Source organism: Pseudoalteromonas porphyrae, assembly GCF_001298125.1.
GTDB lineage: Bacteria > Pseudomonadota > Gammaproteobacteria > Enterobacterales > Alteromonadaceae > Pseudoalteromonas > Pseudoalteromonas neustonica.
The window spans coordinates 26,123-40,946 of the sequence record NZ_LHPH01000023.1 but is presented as its reverse complement, the minus strand read 5'-3'; the positions used below and the strand labels follow the sequence as shown (position 1 = coordinate 40,946).

The 14,824-nt window shown below is 39.7% G+C and carries 12 protein-coding genes; 9 read left to right on the top strand and 3 right to left on the bottom strand.

Annotated features, from left to right (window positions below):
- Genes ADS77_RS16935 through ADS77_RS16925 form a run of 3 tightly spaced genes read left to right on the top strand, consistent with a single transcriptional unit; the run spans position 1 to position 2,400 of the window.
- The gene (locus ADS77_RS16935; RefSeq protein WP_016709350.1) at positions 1–675 is read left to right on the top strand and encodes a response regulator transcription factor; all 675 of its coding nucleotides are present in this window, start codon (positions 1–3) and stop codon (positions 673–675) included.
- Positions 669–2,006 (top strand): ATP-binding protein, encoded by a 1,338-nt coding sequence (locus ADS77_RS16930; protein ID WP_054206250.1) that lies wholly within the window; start codon positions 669–671, stop codon positions 2,004–2,006. Before ADS77_RS16935 ends, ADS77_RS16930 begins: the two co-directional genes overlap by 7 nt.
- A complete protein-coding gene (locus tag ADS77_RS16925; protein ID WP_054206249.1) occupies positions 1,993–2,400 on the top strand; it encodes a hypothetical protein in 408 nt (135 codons plus the stop codon). Before ADS77_RS16930 ends, ADS77_RS16925 begins: the two co-directional genes overlap by 14 nt.
- A gap of 63 nt (positions 2,401–2,463) precedes the next feature.
- Here the strand turns inward: ADS77_RS16925 and ADS77_RS16920 are convergent, their stop codons facing one another.
- Positions 2,464–3,504 (bottom strand): AI-2E family transporter, encoded by a 1,041-nt coding sequence (locus ADS77_RS16920; RefSeq protein WP_054455474.1) that lies wholly within the window; start codon positions 3,502–3,504, stop codon positions 2,464–2,466.
- Between the two features lie 130 nt (positions 3,505–3,634).
- On the opposite strand from ADS77_RS16920, the gene ADS77_RS16915 reads away from it, so the two are divergent.
- Positions 3,635–4,528, top strand: coding sequence for a TIGR01777 family oxidoreductase (locus ADS77_RS16915; RefSeq protein WP_054455472.1), 894 nt, complete (start codon positions 3,635–3,637; stop codon positions 4,526–4,528).
- Positions 4,529–4,665: 137 nt separating this feature from the next.
- Positions 4,666–5,838, top strand: coding sequence for a GGDEF domain-containing protein (locus ADS77_RS16910; protein ID WP_054455470.1), 1,173 nt, complete (start codon positions 4,666–4,668; stop codon positions 5,836–5,838).
- 205 nt (positions 5,839–6,043) lie between these two features.
- Here ADS77_RS16910 and ADS77_RS16905 read toward each other — a convergent pair whose 3' ends face one another.
- Positions 6,044–6,505: an ExbD/TolR family protein gene (locus ADS77_RS16905; RefSeq protein WP_054206245.1), complete on the bottom strand. Its 462-nt coding sequence runs from the start codon at positions 6,503–6,505 to the stop codon at positions 6,044–6,046.
- A 400-nt stretch (positions 6,506–6,905) separates the two neighbouring features.
- On the opposite strand from ADS77_RS16905, the gene ADS77_RS16900 reads away from it, so the two are divergent.
- Both ADS77_RS16900 and ADS77_RS16895 read left to right on the top strand, forming a co-directional pair.
- Positions 6,906–7,310 (top strand): hypothetical protein, encoded by a 405-nt coding sequence (locus ADS77_RS16900; RefSeq protein ID WP_405631904.1) that lies wholly within the window; start codon positions 6,906–6,908, stop codon positions 7,308–7,310.
- Between the two features lie 518 nt (positions 7,311–7,828).
- Positions 7,829–9,682, top strand: coding sequence for a TonB-dependent receptor plug domain-containing protein (locus tag ADS77_RS16895; RefSeq protein WP_054455469.1), 1,854 nt, complete (start codon positions 7,829–7,831; stop codon positions 9,680–9,682).
- Positions 9,683–10,069: 387 nt separating this feature from the next.
- Here the strand turns inward: ADS77_RS16895 and ADS77_RS16890 are convergent, their stop codons facing one another.
- A complete protein-coding gene (locus ADS77_RS16890) occupies positions 10,070–10,333 on the bottom strand; it encodes a YkgJ family cysteine cluster protein (protein ID WP_054455467.1) in 264 nt (87 codons plus the stop codon).
- A gap of 126 nt (positions 10,334–10,459) precedes the next feature.
- Between ADS77_RS16890 and ADS77_RS16885 the strand changes: the two genes are divergently transcribed.
- The gene (locus tag ADS77_RS16885) at positions 10,460–11,632 is read left to right on the top strand and encodes an efflux RND transporter periplasmic adaptor subunit (protein WP_054206241.1); all 1,173 of its coding nucleotides are present in this window, start codon (positions 10,460–10,462) and stop codon (positions 11,630–11,632) included.
- A 3-nt stretch (positions 11,633–11,635) separates the two neighbouring features.
- Positions 11,636–14,797: an efflux RND transporter permease subunit gene (locus ADS77_RS16880; protein ID WP_054455465.1), complete on the top strand. Its 3,162-nt coding sequence runs from the start codon at positions 11,636–11,638 to the stop codon at positions 14,795–14,797.
- The last annotated feature ends 27 nt before the right edge of the window (positions 14,798–14,824 follow it).

Below are 14,824 nucleotides of genomic sequence, written 5' to 3'. Positions count from 1 at the left end.
ATGCGAATTTTAGTAATTGAAGATGATTTACACCTAGCAGATAATCTACGCAATGCATTAGAAAAAGAACGCTATAGTGTTGATCTATGTCATGACGGCGAAGCTGGTTTATTCCATATCACTGAATACCCTCTTGATATGGCGGTCGTTGATTTAGGTTTACCAAAAATAGATGGTATTGAACTTATCAACAAAGCGCGAGCGCAAGGGATTACCATTCCTATACTTATATTAACTGCACGCGATCGTTGGCAAGATAAAGTAGAAGGCCTTGATGCGGGCGCTGATGACTATCTAACAAAACCATTTCATGTTGAAGAATTGATTGCACGTTGTAATGCCCTCATTCGACGCAGTGCAGGTAAAGCAAATCCAGAAATGACTGCTGGACCAATTAAAATTCATACGCGCTCACAACAAGTATGGGTTGATGACAGAGAATTAAGCCTGACGGCCTATGAATACAAAGTTCTTGAGTATTTAATGGTTAACCCTCAAAAAGTAATCTCTAAATCTGAATTAACCGAGCATATTTATGATCAAGATTTTGATTTAGATTCAAACGTCATTGAAGTATTCGTACTGCGCTTACGTAAAAAGCTCGACCCTGATGGCACACTAAACCCGGTAGAAACCCTACGTGGACGTGGTTACAGGCTCAAAAGCCAGTGGTAGCGTCGCAAATATCGCTTAAAATAAGGCAAGGATTTATCCTTGTCTTTGTTTTATTGGTCGCCTTACCTATTTTATTTTTCTCAATTGGTAAGGCGTACTACGCGTCATTAATCGAAGCCACCGAAAAAACCCTCGAAGCCCATTTATACTCATTAATTTCAGAGGTTGATTTTACGGAACGCGGCATTATTATGCCCAGTACCATTTTAGCCCCAGAACTGAACCGTTTAAATTCTGATACGTATGCAATGATCTATCGCGATGAACAGCCCGTTTGGCATTCTGAGTCTGCGGTTAATGTAAATTTTGCCCCACAAAGTATCGAAGCACGTGCTGGCTCTGCTGATTTTCGCCGTATTGAGTACAAAGGGACTGCTTATTGGCAATTAAGTCTAACGGTCATTTTAGGTAATATTGATCAATCGGAACAAGCGCGCTTTATATTATTAAAGCGTAATGATGCCCTACTGCGTTTAATGGACGGTTTTAAACAAACACTCGTCAATTGGATGTATGTAATGGGTGTTGCAATAGCAGCATTAATGGCTATTGGGTTTGTTTGGAGCGCACGTCCGCTACAGCGTCTTGATAAAGAGATAAAAGCCATTGAATCGGGTGATATTCAAGAGATAAAAGGCCTATATCCCATAGAGCTGCAAACAATAAAAGCTGATTTAAATCTACTACTGCAGACCCAACAACGTCAAAAAGAGCGTTATCGAGCTTCTTTAAGTGACTTAGCACACGCGCTTAAAACGCCTTTGGCCGTGTTAAAATCAAGCCCACTGGCCAATGACGCTGATGCTCAAGAACAACTTGATCGTATCAACGTAATGATCGAACATCAATTAAAGCGAGCTGCAACTGGTGCAGCTGATACATGGAAAAAACAAACCATGATCAAGCCTGTTATTGATTCAATACTCAGTGCTATGAGCAAAGTTTACCGAGACAAAGATATTATTTTTACTTGCGATGTCACTGACAAGCAGTACTTTTTAGGTGATAAAACCGATTTGCTTGAACTATTAGGTAATTTAATTGATAACGCATGTAAAGCGTGTCGTTCACAAGTGGCTATCCATGTAATACAAGATAAAAACCTCAGCGTTGCTATAAGTGATGATGGCCCTGGCGTACCTATTGATAAACGTGAGTCTTTACTCACTCGCGGAACTCGCTTAGATACATATGAAAATGGCCATGGTGTAGGAATGGCAATTGTGTCAGATTTAGTAAAATCGTATAACGGGACACTTACCATTTTAGATTCTCACACCTTAAATGGTGCTAACTTTATATTAGAGTTTAATTATAATGATAAAAAATAATAGCTTAACTTTACTATGTGCATTAATACTGCTCTTTACTGAAAATGCTTTAAGTATGGATGACTGTATCTTAGATGATAAAGCGACTACCAATGAAGCTAAAAAGTATATTCAATGTTTAGATAGAAACATTGCTAACTTAAAGAGAACACAAAAAACGTGGATCAATAAGCTCAACTTAGATTTAGAAAAAATTCAAGAGGATACGGGGAACACGCAACTTTTACCTATATTTACTCGTAGTTTAACTTCTCACACTCGCTTTTTAGAAGACAGCTGCCGTTGGCGCTATCTGCAAAAGATGCCCAACGCCACCCAAGCGGCAATAGTATATAAACGCTGTGAGATTTTACTGTTAGATCAATACATAGCCACTTTAAAACAACCTTTATAGGTAGCGTAATGCGCACCTAAGTAACCAACACAGGTAACGTGTTGGTTACAATTTTAGTCAAAGCTATTCTTTTGACCCTTCTAGTTCTTCACCATTTCCTAATAAAGTTGCTAGCCATCGGCCTTCTTCACTGGTCTCGAGTGCGATTTTCACTATCATTGTTAATGGTACAGACAGTAACATGCCAACCGTACCTAATAGCCAGCCCCAAAAAATCAATGACAAAAACACGACCAATGTAGATAAACCAAGCCCCTTACCCATGTACTTTGGCTCAACAATATTACCCATAACTGTATTAATTGTTAAGTAACCCGCCCCAACAAAACCAGCGATTAAAGGGCCTTGGGTTATTAATGCAAGGAGAACCGCAGGAATAGCAGCAATAATAGAACCGATATTAGGGATATAATTAAACATGAAGGCGATTACCCCCCACAACACAAAGTAGTCAACGTTCAAAGTCCACAATAATAATGCTGCCAGTAAACCCGTACCAAGACTCACCACCGTTTTAATCGCTAAATATGAGTTAATTGAATTTAAGAAGCGGTCTATCTGCTTCATCTTCATATCAGGATCATCTAACGCCATATGAATTTTATGGCTTAACATTGGCCCTTCAAATAACATAAATACTACGGTCAAAATAATTAAGAACAGGTTTGCCATCACCCCACCAAGCCCAGTTAACATACCTGTGGCAACATCAATCATTTTTCCGGGATCAAACATCGCTATGAGCTGTTCTTTATTAATTAATATGTTATAGCTCGCAGCGACATCCACCAGCCAAATAAACTCTTCTTTAAGTTGTGCTTTATATTGTGGTAAATCTTGTGAAAAATCAGTGAGTGATTGACCAACTAGGCCACCAAGACTTACACCGACACCCACTACCATTAGCATGACAAGCATAATGGCAATACCTTTAGGTATTTTATAGCGACCAAAAAAACTTAATAAAGGATTACAAATAATGGCAATAAATCCAGCTAATACAAACGGGATAACAATAACACTTGCTGCTTTTATACCTGCTAAACCAATTACTAATGCCGCGAAAATAACTAAACTTTTGTTTACTCCAGTTAATCCAGCCAAACTATAATCCTTGAAAATAAAAACTGCGGTTAGTGTATGTGAAAAGTTAATCAAATGAAATATTTGCAAAGTGATCAAAGCCGTCTATCTTTCGTATAACATTAATATTGCTACTAAAAAGAAACCTCTTATGCACATATTGATCACTGGCGCGACTGGCTTAATCGGCGGCTATTTATGCTCCGCATTGAACAAGGACCATAAGCTAACAGTACTTACTCGCAATATAAGTAAAGCAACGCAACAACTTGGACCAAACATTCATTACATTGATGACCTCACTAGCGTTGATTTTAACGACCTAGATTGTGTTATTAACTTGGCGGGTGAACCCATTGTAAATAAACGTTGGAGTAATAAACAAAAGTGTATTCTGCGTAATAGTCGTATTACACTGACCCAACAAATTAGTAATGCGATAAAGCAATGCCATACACCACCGCATACGTTTATATCAGGCAGTGCTATAGGGTTTTATGGCAGGCAATCCAGCACCCACATTGACGAGCAGTTTGTTGATGTAACACCTGAATTTAGCCACCGCCTATGTAATGATTGGGAACAAGCAGCACTGAGTGCTCAGTCAACTGATACCCGCGTATGCTTACTACGTACCGGTATCGTCTTAGCAAATAATAACGGTGCTTTAGCAAAAATGCTGCCCCCCTTTAAACTGGGTTTAGGTGGACCTATTGGCAGTGGTCGCCAAGGTATGTCATGGATACATATTGAGGATATGATTAATCTAATTATCCACATGCTCACGCATTCACAACTCAGTGGTGCAATTAATATGACCGCACCAGCGCCAGTATCAAATGCCGAGTTTAGTCAACATTTAGGGAAAGCATTGAACCGCCCCGCTAAAATTCCAATGCCTGCATGGATACTAAAATTAGCAATGGGTGAAATGGCTGATTTATTACTTTACGGTCAATATGTACAACCGAAAAAAGCACTTAATAGCCACTATAATTTTAGTTACCCTACATTGGACCTAGCATTAGAAAACCTATTGGGATGATAATAAATAACCATAAGATGAGGAATCAAAAAACAATAATTTAATACTACCTTGCTATTTAAACGCTAATAAATAATACTTGCATCACAATTGTAATTATTGACTTAAATCGGTCAATCGAGCTGAGCAAATTATTAATGCTTCATTTACCTACTGTAATTAGCATATCGCTGCTGTTGAATATACTCATCGGCGGCTTTTTTATTACCGTTTATAATTATAAAAAACAACGGTGTTACTTATATTTAGGGGCTTCTTGTGCTGTGTTTGTTGTTGCACAAATTTTTGCTTGTTTACGTATTGTTTTAGACAATACATTTATTACCCACTACCTTGCTGATTTGTGTATAATAATTAGCCCTGTATTGGCGATTATTGGTTTACAAAAAGTGACTCATACTCATAGCCGTACTAGCCGTCATTTTTTAACCTTAATTTTTGTAAGTGCTATTATATTACTCCCTATTTACGCGGTTACCGCTGGGCAAATGGTCACTAGCATTATTATTGCAACGCTCTTTATGTACGCAGCTTATCTAGTACATAAAATGAAATGCGCCGCTCCTATACAGCAAAAAATACTCTCAGCGTGTTTTATTAGCCACAGTATTATTATGTACATACAAAGTATGATGCTAGCAGCCCCGCATATAACAAATACAGTGCTTGATTTTCATCAACCTCTACAGGCTATTTTGATCAACCACATTATTTTGGCAACTGCTACAGCCCTAGTATTACCATTTTTATTATTTGTAAATATTGAAGAAAAACTTCAACGCCTTGTCAACCACGATACGTTAACGTGCTTGTTAAATCGTCGTGGGTTTTTTATGCAAGGACAAGCACTGCTAAAACAAGGTATTGCACATCAACAATCTTTTGCTGTTGTTATGATCGATATAGATCATTTTAAAAGAGTGAATGATAGATATGGTCACAGCACGGGTGATACCGCAATAAAATGGATTGCTCAACATATTATGGCACAGCTGAATGACCACGATATTGCTGCGCGTATTGGTGGTGAAGAGTTTGCCTTATTGCTCCCAGATCAATCGTTATATCAAGCTAAAGAAACTGCACAGCGCTTGTGTGATGCCATAAGGGAACATAGCTTACACTTTAAAGGTAACTCTATTGATTTATCAGTAAGTGTAGGGATCAGTAGCAGTTATGATGCGAATGCATCTATTAAGACATTGTTAGATCAAGCTGACAAGCGTTTATATATTGCAAAAGCTAAAGGCAGAGATCAAGTTGTTATTTGCGACCATCAAGCAGGTCAAATGGTAAACAACACAATGTAAATGCAGCTTTCTTGATTCACTTTTAGAGACTGGATTTACATGCTTAATCAGGCTCCAAAATTAGCATTTCCTATCGCTTTATAGATTATACTAATCTGCGTAGATATGGGGTCTATTTAATGACAAGAAAATTGCGCTATAACTAGGCAAAAATCTTTATATCTAGTTGTTCTAAATAAAAATTTCAACAACGTTATAGCGTGATTTAGTTCGTTAAATTGTTCAAATATTTATGCCGATTGGTATTACCCCAGACAATATGCGTAATCCCTTGCTTTTTGAATATATCAGTAGCTTCAAGACTCAAACTCAATGGCACATCATCCGCTACAAATAACCACACTCGATCAGTCGGGAGCTCAGAGAGCATCTCAAAAATCAGTTGGTTTATAGCTTCTTTTTCACTGAGATTGTATGTTGTTTTATCATGTGAAAATCGCAACGATCCACTGCGATTCAATGAGACTCTAATGGCTGGGTTGTGCGCGCACCAGTTGCGATAACTACCACAATTATCAAGCATTGTGCCTTTAATTACCTCAACTGCGGTCTCTTTTTGAAAAGAAAACAACATAACAAAAAAAATTAACAATACAAAACCTAAATCCATGTAAGGCTGAGTATTTAAAACGCCTGTAGTTAATCCATTTTTTCGTTTTTTTCTCATACTGTATACTCCTGCCTAATACAGCCATTCATTTATTGGTAACTTTATAGTTTTATTATTTATAAACAATGCGCTAATGGTCGTTTTTGTATCTCAGCTGTGACTAACTCACTGAGTATTTCTATAAACTGCTCTATACCTCCTTGCGCGACACTTCGGCTTAACCACCAGTGTGAATAACATTTTTAACGAATAACACATGTTTGTGCAAACTTTGAAATACTGTGCGCGGTATCTGACATGCTTTTTACACAGTCTTTTTTATTACTTTTTATATCTATTGCCATTAATGTTTACAGTAAACTTTACATCTGCACTGTTTAGTCACACACTAAATCATCACTAATAAGTTTCTAAAATCAGAATGAAATCATTTATTACACTTTGCACTATTACGCTTATGTTACTTTTAAACGGTTGTGGTAGTGAAGATTCACCAAAAGGTGAAAACAATACACCAGGCAATAGCGCCGCATTATTCTTTGATGTGTTATATAACGAAAAAGATCTTACTAAAGCCAGTAGTATGGCTACGCCAAAAATGGCTAGGATCATGAAGTCCTACGGCACCGCTAAACAATTTGCACGAAACTTAATTAACATGCAATTTGATGAGGTGACGATTGAAGTTGATATGACCAATATGAGCTTGAGAGAGCAATATGGTGACAAAGCAAATATTAACCTCATTTTTACCGGCTATCTTAATGGGAATAAAGTCGATGATATGCGCAGTGTAAAAATGGTACGTAAAAAAGGCAACTGGTACGTTGATAAAATAAATGCAGACCCTTTCGCACGCTAAATCTAAACATAATTGCAAGCCTTGTTTATAACAAGGCACGTACTTTAACTGACTTTGCAGCCTCTAACAAATATCAGGTTACCGAGGTTTGGAATCGAGCGGGCTAAGTAAACCCGCGTCCTGCTCACGCCCCTAGAAAGAACCCTTTGGACAGCGCGCCTGTTTGACATTTATACTGCATTATCGCCTATTTATGAGAAACACCAATCACCATAGGTACTGTCTTGCCTAAATACCAAATAGACTGCTGCAAAATCAATCACTAAAGGTCAACACACCCTAGCTATATTCAGCCTTTGATGATTGCTCACGCCCCTAGTTCAAAATCCTTTTACATGTATAGCCACCCCATTCGCTAAGTGATTAAAACGCCTAAATATTGAAGCAATATGTTGTGTTTATAAAGTATAAGTAAATGCAATTTTCTCGCATTAAGATACAATGGCGCCACAATCAAAGTTATTAAATATTAGCCCCTAAGCGCTACTTTGTAGACTACGCGAAAAAGAGAACTTAAGATGATCCGAACGGTACACCTCACTCTACCAGCCTTATTATGTAGTATATCAACGTTGTCATTCGCAGCAGACGAGACCGATACAAAAAGTATAGAAAAAATCACTATTGAAGCGTCACCAACAGCGAACAAAGAACCTGTCGGTACCTTCGACTCTCCAGTTTCTAACTTAGAATACGACCCTCGGGTTGATTTACAATCACGCAATATGGCTGAAGCGCAAGCTGATGTGACTATTCGCGGCGGTATTTTTGAAAACACTGGTTTTAGAGTCGGCAGCGCCACTTTATTTGATCCACAGTCAGGCCATTACTTTGCTGAAATTCCTATTGCGCCACAGATGTTAACGAGCCCTAAAGTCATAACAGGGGTAGATAACGCACTTTATGGTGTCAATAGTTCAGTCGGAACGGTCTCTTTTGGTTGGAAACCAATTAACACAGGAGGTAGTGTATCGCTTGGTGCTGGTAATAATGATTTTAATCGACAAAGCTTACATGGCGCTGTTAGCCTACCGCTAGAGGGAGTTAATGAGTGGCGTGTGGGAGTTGAAGGTGAGTTTTCTCACTCTCAAAGCGATGGCTCAATTGATAATGGCGATCATGACTTTAGCCGCGCATCAACACGTGTACAATTAACCGGCCCTCAATCACAAACCGACCTGTTCTTTGGCTATCAAGAAAAGTTTTTTGGCTGGCCAAATATGTATACGCCATTTAATGTAAATGAAACCGAAGATCTTGAAACCCGCTTAGTGATGCTAAACCATAAGCAAGAATACGCAGCCGACAGTGAGTTTGAAATATCTGCATATTATCGTAAACATAACGACCATTATGTTTTTTCACGTGAAAACCCATCTATGTTCGAGGCGTTTCATGAGAGCGAAGTAAAATCACTGGCGCTCTCAGGTCGTCATGCTCGCAATGATTCATTCGCGCTCAATTACTCTGCGCAGTATATTGAAGATTCGATTGAATCAACGACTTTAGAAAATAACTTTACGTCGCGCAGTTACTATAAGGTCAGTATTTTACCTGAATATAAAGTAACACTTGAAACTAATCAAAGCATTACTATGCGCCTTGGTGCCACTTTTGACGATACAAATAGAGACGATTCTGACATTTCACTCATTGGTGATGTTACTTGGAATACAGTAACCCAAGATGGTACTGAACGAGCACTTTATTTATCGTACGCACAAGCAAGCCAAGTGGCTGGTTATACTGCCATTGGCGGTAGTGACTCTGGAGGCTTATTTAGAAGTAACTATTCGCTTGAACGTGAAGTAACTAAAAACCTAGAACTAGGCTTACTTTTTGAGCAGCAAAATTGGGTGTTTAACTCTGCCCTCTTTTATCGCCAAGATGAAAATTTAACTGATTGGACCTACAGTTTAAATTCAACATCAGCTCGCTTTGCAAACCCGGTTGATATTGATACATCTGGCGTTGAATTTTTTGCCACTAAACATTTTGATACCGCAGAAGTTATTGCAAGCTACACCTTCTTAAATAAATCAGAAGATTATGGCGTTGCAGACATAGATGCCAGTTTTTACGCATTAAACTACCCTGATCACAGGCTAACCCTTGGCGCGATTTGGACCCCAAGCGATTTACTTGAGTTTCGCATTGATAATGAATGGCGTAAACAACACGAAAACACGCTTAGAAATGGTGATGATGACGCGTTATTTACGCACCTAACCTTAAAAATAACGCCACATCAATTTGAAAACTTTTTTATTACGCTTGCAGCGGATAACGTGTGGGGCGAATCATTTGAAGAGATCCCAGGCACCCCAGGACGTGGTGAACAATATACACTCAGTGCAACCTACAGCTGGTAACAGCATATAAAGCCTTCGCAAAGGAGGCTTTAGTTCCTATACCAAACCATCTCAAGATGCTGTTTCAGTAGGAATTTAAAGCGATTTAGGCAAGGTATTGATTGCAAGTAATAGTGGCTTTATTATTGAAATCAATGCTTTATAAAGTTAACGCAGTATAAATCGCTTTAAAACCAACCCGTTGGGCGTTTCACAGGGACTTACTCTCATCGTTGTTACTTCTTAAAAAGGATGGCCATTGTTGCAAAGTAACGCCTTGATATTAAGCTCCTGTGAAACGCTGAATTCTGTATCTTGAGGTGGCTTGGGTATATAACCTAAGCAAAAACGCCCTATAAACATTCTTCAAACCAATGACGCGTAAAAAATGTGTGTATAAATTTTACGTTAGGTCAGCTCTTCTAGCTCTGTGATCAACGTTAAAGCATGTGCGTTACTGGTACCGCAAACATCCAAAGTAGCACTAAAATCACTGCATACTTTAGGGCGACTTTCATCGCCAAATAGTTTGCATAAATTGCCTTCATCCAGCTGAATACAACGCTCTCCGGCCTTTTTACCATTAGGCATGCCGGGAATTGGCGAGCTGATACTTGGCGCAATACAGCACGCACCACACCCTAAACGACACGTCATTGTTAATGTATTCATACTTGCCCTTTTTGTACCTTACTTATCTACTTTGTTAACTGTGTAATGACTTGTTACATCTTCATACGGTTTTAAAATATTTTATTCTCTATAATTACTCTGTCACCTAATTATGAGGAAAGCCCTGTGGCTACTAAAAAACAAATTATTCTACCTATCGCGGTACTGGTTGGCGGGATTGCACTTGCTGCAGGCTTCTCTTCAATGAAGAAACCACCAGAAGAAAAACCAGCAGTTGATACTCGCCCGTTAGTATCAACAACGGCTGTCCACCTTGACCCAATAAACTTGGATGTAAAATCCTATGGTGTAGTAAAAGCAAAAGATCACACCATGCTAGTTGCCCAAGTAAGTGGGCAAGTTGTATTTGTCTCTGAGCAATTTGTTCAAGGCGGATTCGTCAAACAGGGCGATATTCTAGCACGAATTGATCCAAATGATTATGAAGCTGCATTGATTGAAGCACAGGCTGGCATGGCACAAGCAAGCGCTGATTTAGAAATTGAACGTGCTCAAGCACATGTAGCACAAGCTGAGTGGGATCGCATCAAAGATAATTCAAGCCAAGTAATTCCATCGCAGTTGTATTTACGTAAGCCACAACTAGCAGAAAAACTAGCCCGCTATCGTGCGGCGCAAGCCTCTGAAAAACGAGCTAAACGTAATTTAGAGCGTACATATATCAAAGCCCCTTATGATGCAATTATTGCAGCGCGTGATATTAGTTTAGGCAGCGTGGTCAATCCAGGTAATAAATTTGGTGAATTAAGCTCAACTTCCATTGCAGAAATACGCCTTCCAGTTGCAGACAAAGAACTGCAATATTTGATTAATGGTGGTATTGGCGCCACAGTCACTCTTAGTGCTGATTTTGCAGGGAAACCAACGCAATGGCAGGCAAAAGTAGTTCGCAGTGAAGGTGTGATTGATCAAAAAAGCCGCATGAGCTATTTAGTCGCACAAATTGCAACCCCTTATGCTAGTGAGCAACCTTTGCGTTTTGGCTCTTACATTAATGCGACTATTTCAGGGCGTGAATTAAACAATGCGATTGTTGTACCGCACCATTTAGTAAAGGACGGCAAAATTGTCGTACTCAACGATGATTTAACATTATCATTCAAAACAATTGATATAGTTAGAGAATACAACGGCATGGTGATTGCATCACAAGGCCTAACGGAAGGTCAGCAACTAATAACCTCTGCGCTTGAGTACCCAAGTGAAGGTATGCTGGTAAAAATTAATGATGCTGACAAGCCTCTTGGTGCAACCCAACTTGCATTGAAAGAGGAATAAAAAATGACCATTCATAGCGAAAAGGGCTTAATTGCTTGGTTTGCTCGCAACCCTGTTGCAGCCAACCTATTAATGATTTTTATTCTCGTGGGCGGTATTTTAACAGCGTTTTCTATTCGTAAACAAATGTTTCCGCAGTTTGAAAATAACTGGATCAGCGTGCAAGCGGTGTATCCTGGTGCAGCACCACAAGAAGTAGAAGAAGGCATTACCATCAAGGTCGAAGAAGCACTTGAAGGCCTTGAAGGTATAAAACGTAAAATCACCTACTCAAACCGCAGTTTTTCTCAGGCATGGATTGAAGTCGCAGAAAAATACGACACCCAAGAAGTACTCGATGAAATAAAGATGCAAGTTGACTCAATCAACACTTTTCCAGCTGAAATGGAACGCCCTGTTGTTCGTCACGATAAGTTTGAGCAAGAAGTAATGATACTCGCTCTGTATGGCGATATGTCGAACCATCAGCTCAAAGAGCTGGGCAATAATATTAAAGATGAACTCCAAGCCCTGCCATTAATAAACCTCGTTGAATTTAACAGTGGCTTAGACTATGAAATAGGCATTGAAGTCAGTCCAGATAAACTACGTGAATATGGCCTAACCTTTAGGGATATTTCAGGGGCTGTACGCGCGTTTTCAGCCAATATGTCAGCGGGGCAAATACGCTCTGAGAATGGCTATATTTCAATGCGGGTTGAAAAACAAGCGTACCGTGGTAATGAATTTGAAAAGCTTCCTCTAATTTTACTCCCTGATGGCGCACAAGTCTTTTTAGGCGACGTTGCGACCATCAACGATGGCTTTGAAGAAGGCTTACAATACTCTAAATACAATGGTAAAAACTCACTCTCATTTGAAGTCAACGCGTCAAAAGATCAAGACATTACTAAAATTGCTAAAGTCCTCAAGCAATACCTTGCAGATAAAGCCGATACATTACCTGCGGGCGTAAAGTTAACCCCTATTGTTGATCTAACTTACTACCTTGAAGGTCGATTAGATATGATGATCGATAACATGGTATGGGGCGGCATTTTGGTTATGGTGGTACTCGCCTTATTTTTACCACTGCGCTTAGCTTTTTGGGTAATGATGGGTTTACCTGTGTCGTTCCTTGGCGCATTTTTGATGATGCCAGTGGGCTTTTTAGATGTCACAATTAACTTAGCATCGCTGTTTGCCTTTATATTAGTGCTAGGAATTGTCGTTGATGACGCGATAGTCGTAGGTGAATCTGCCAGTGCCGAAATAGAAAAGTACGGCCACAGTCTTGATAATGTTGTACGCGGCGTTAAACGCGTTGCTATGCCCGCCACTTTTGGTGTATTAACCACCATTGCAGCTTTTTTACCGCAAACTTTAGCTACAGGCCCAGGTGCTGCGTTTTCTAAAGCCATTGGTGGCGTTATTATTCTATGTTTGATTTTCTCGTTAATTGAGTCAAAACTTATTTTACCTGCGCATATTGCCGCAATGAATCCACGTAAACCAAACCCTAAAAATCCACTGCACCGCTTACGTAACGTAATGGATGGCGGATTAAGACGCTTTGTAGAAAATTATTACACACCGTTTATTAGTCGCTGTATTCATTATCGCTATACCGTTATTATTGGCTTTGTCTGTGTATTAATCGTCAGCGGCGGTATGTTTGCAGGTGGCCTCGTTAAGTTTGTTGCTAACCCTAAAATACCTCATGACTTTCCGCGTATTTCCGTCGAAATGAACTTAGCATCATCAGAGCAAGCAACACTAGAAACTGCGCGTAAAATTGAGCAAGTCATTATAAATGTTGATAATCAGCTTAAAGAACAATATGGCACTGCTATGGTTCGTGATTTATCCGTAAGCTTACGCGGTCGTACTAATGCCAGCATCATGGCGATATTGGTTGAGCCAGACCTACGCCCTATTGATACCTTTGCATTAAGTGCACTTTGGCGTGAGCAAATGCCACCTCTGCCTGGTGTTAAAACATTAACCATTCAAGATAGCATTATGAATGGGGGCCGAGATGATGGCGATATTAGCTTCCGTCTTGAAGGTAAAAACGTTGATAAACTTAAAGAAGTTGCCGCAAAACTGAAAGAAAAACTTAATACATTGGAAGGCGTGGGTGATGTAAATGACTCAATGCAAAGTGCAACAGATGAAGTACAACTTGATTTAAAACCACTTGCTTACAGTATGGGATTAACCCTTGCTGATGTTGCTTCCCAAGTAAGCTTTAGCTACTACGGCCTTGAAGCACAGCGCATTCTTCGCGATGGCGAAGAGATTAAGGTGATGATCCGCTACCCTGAAGATGCCCGTAACTCAATCAGCGACATTGACAGTGTACGTATTGTTACGCCAAGTGGCGCGGAAGTACCGCTGGCTGAAGTCGCCGAAGTTAAATTAGTTGATGGTGTGAATAGCATTCGCCGTGAAAACTCTAAACGTACCATTAATGTGTGGGCATCTGTTGATACTGATCAAGTTGAACCGTTTGCCATCGCAGAGCAAATTCGCGATGAATATTTACCTTCATTATTAAAAAGTTACCCCGGTGTACAGAGCAGTGTTGCTGGACGTATTCAAGAAGAGATGGACAGCGTTGCAGAGCAAGTACGTGATTTTGCTTTATCAATGATGATTATTTTTGCACTTTTAGCAATTCCGCTACGATCATACTCGCAGCCATTAATTATTATGTCGGTGATCCCGTTTGGTGTCATAGGTGCCATGTTTGGCCACATGGTACTGGGTATGACGATGAGTGGTTTGTCAATTTTCGGTATTATCGCGGTGGCCGGTGTGGTGGTAAATGACTCGCTGGTTATGGTTGATTTTGTAAATAAAGCGCGCGCTGATGGCGTTGCAATTAAAGATGCCGTAACTCAAGCAGGCGCACGACGCTTTAGAGCAATACTACTCACCTCTATCACTACATTTATTGGTGTAATGCCCATCATTATGGAAACCAGTCTACAAGCGAAGATTGTTATTCCGATGGCAGTGTCACTTGCGTTTGGCGTACTGTTTGCCACGGTTATCACTTTAATACTGATCCCATGCCAATACGTGGCGCTTGAAGATGCCAAACGAGTTATTCGTAAATGGCGTGGTAAAGAAGCGCTAGTCGATGGTCAACCTGTTGCAGTAACGCCAACCAATACATAAAATTTAACATCCCAACCAACTAGCCCG

Excerpts from the sequence above, each read along its gene's own strand:
- ADS77_RS16900 (WP_405631904.1), top strand. The coding sequence starts at position 6,906 with ATGTTACTTTTAAACGGTTGTGGTAGTGAAGATTCACCAAAAGGTGAA.
- ADS77_RS16895 (WP_054455469.1), top strand. The coding sequence starts at position 7,829 with ATGATCCGAACGGTACACCTCACTCTACCAGCCTTATTATGTAGTATA.
- ADS77_RS16915 (WP_054455472.1), top strand. The coding sequence starts at position 3,635 with ATGCACATATTGATCACTGGCGCGACTGGCTTAATCGGCGGCTATTTA.
- ADS77_RS16905 (WP_054206245.1), bottom strand. The coding sequence starts at position 6,505 with ATGAGAAAAAAACGAAAAAATGGATTAACTACAGGCGTTTTAAATACT.
- ADS77_RS16935 (WP_016709350.1), top strand. The coding sequence starts at position 1 with ATGCGAATTTTAGTAATTGAAGATGATTTACACCTAGCAGATAATCTA.
- ADS77_RS16880 (WP_054455465.1), top strand. The coding sequence starts at position 11,636 with ATGACCATTCATAGCGAAAAGGGCTTAATTGCTTGGTTTGCTCGCAAC.
- ADS77_RS16890 (WP_054455467.1), bottom strand. The coding sequence starts at position 10,333 with ATGAATACATTAACAATGACGTGTCGTTTAGGGTGTGGTGCGTGCTGT.
- ADS77_RS16910 (WP_054455470.1), top strand. The coding sequence starts at position 4,666 with ATGCTTCATTTACCTACTGTAATTAGCATATCGCTGCTGTTGAATATA.
- ADS77_RS16925 (WP_054206249.1), top strand. The coding sequence starts at position 1,993 with ATGATAAAAAATAATAGCTTAACTTTACTATGTGCATTAATACTGCTC.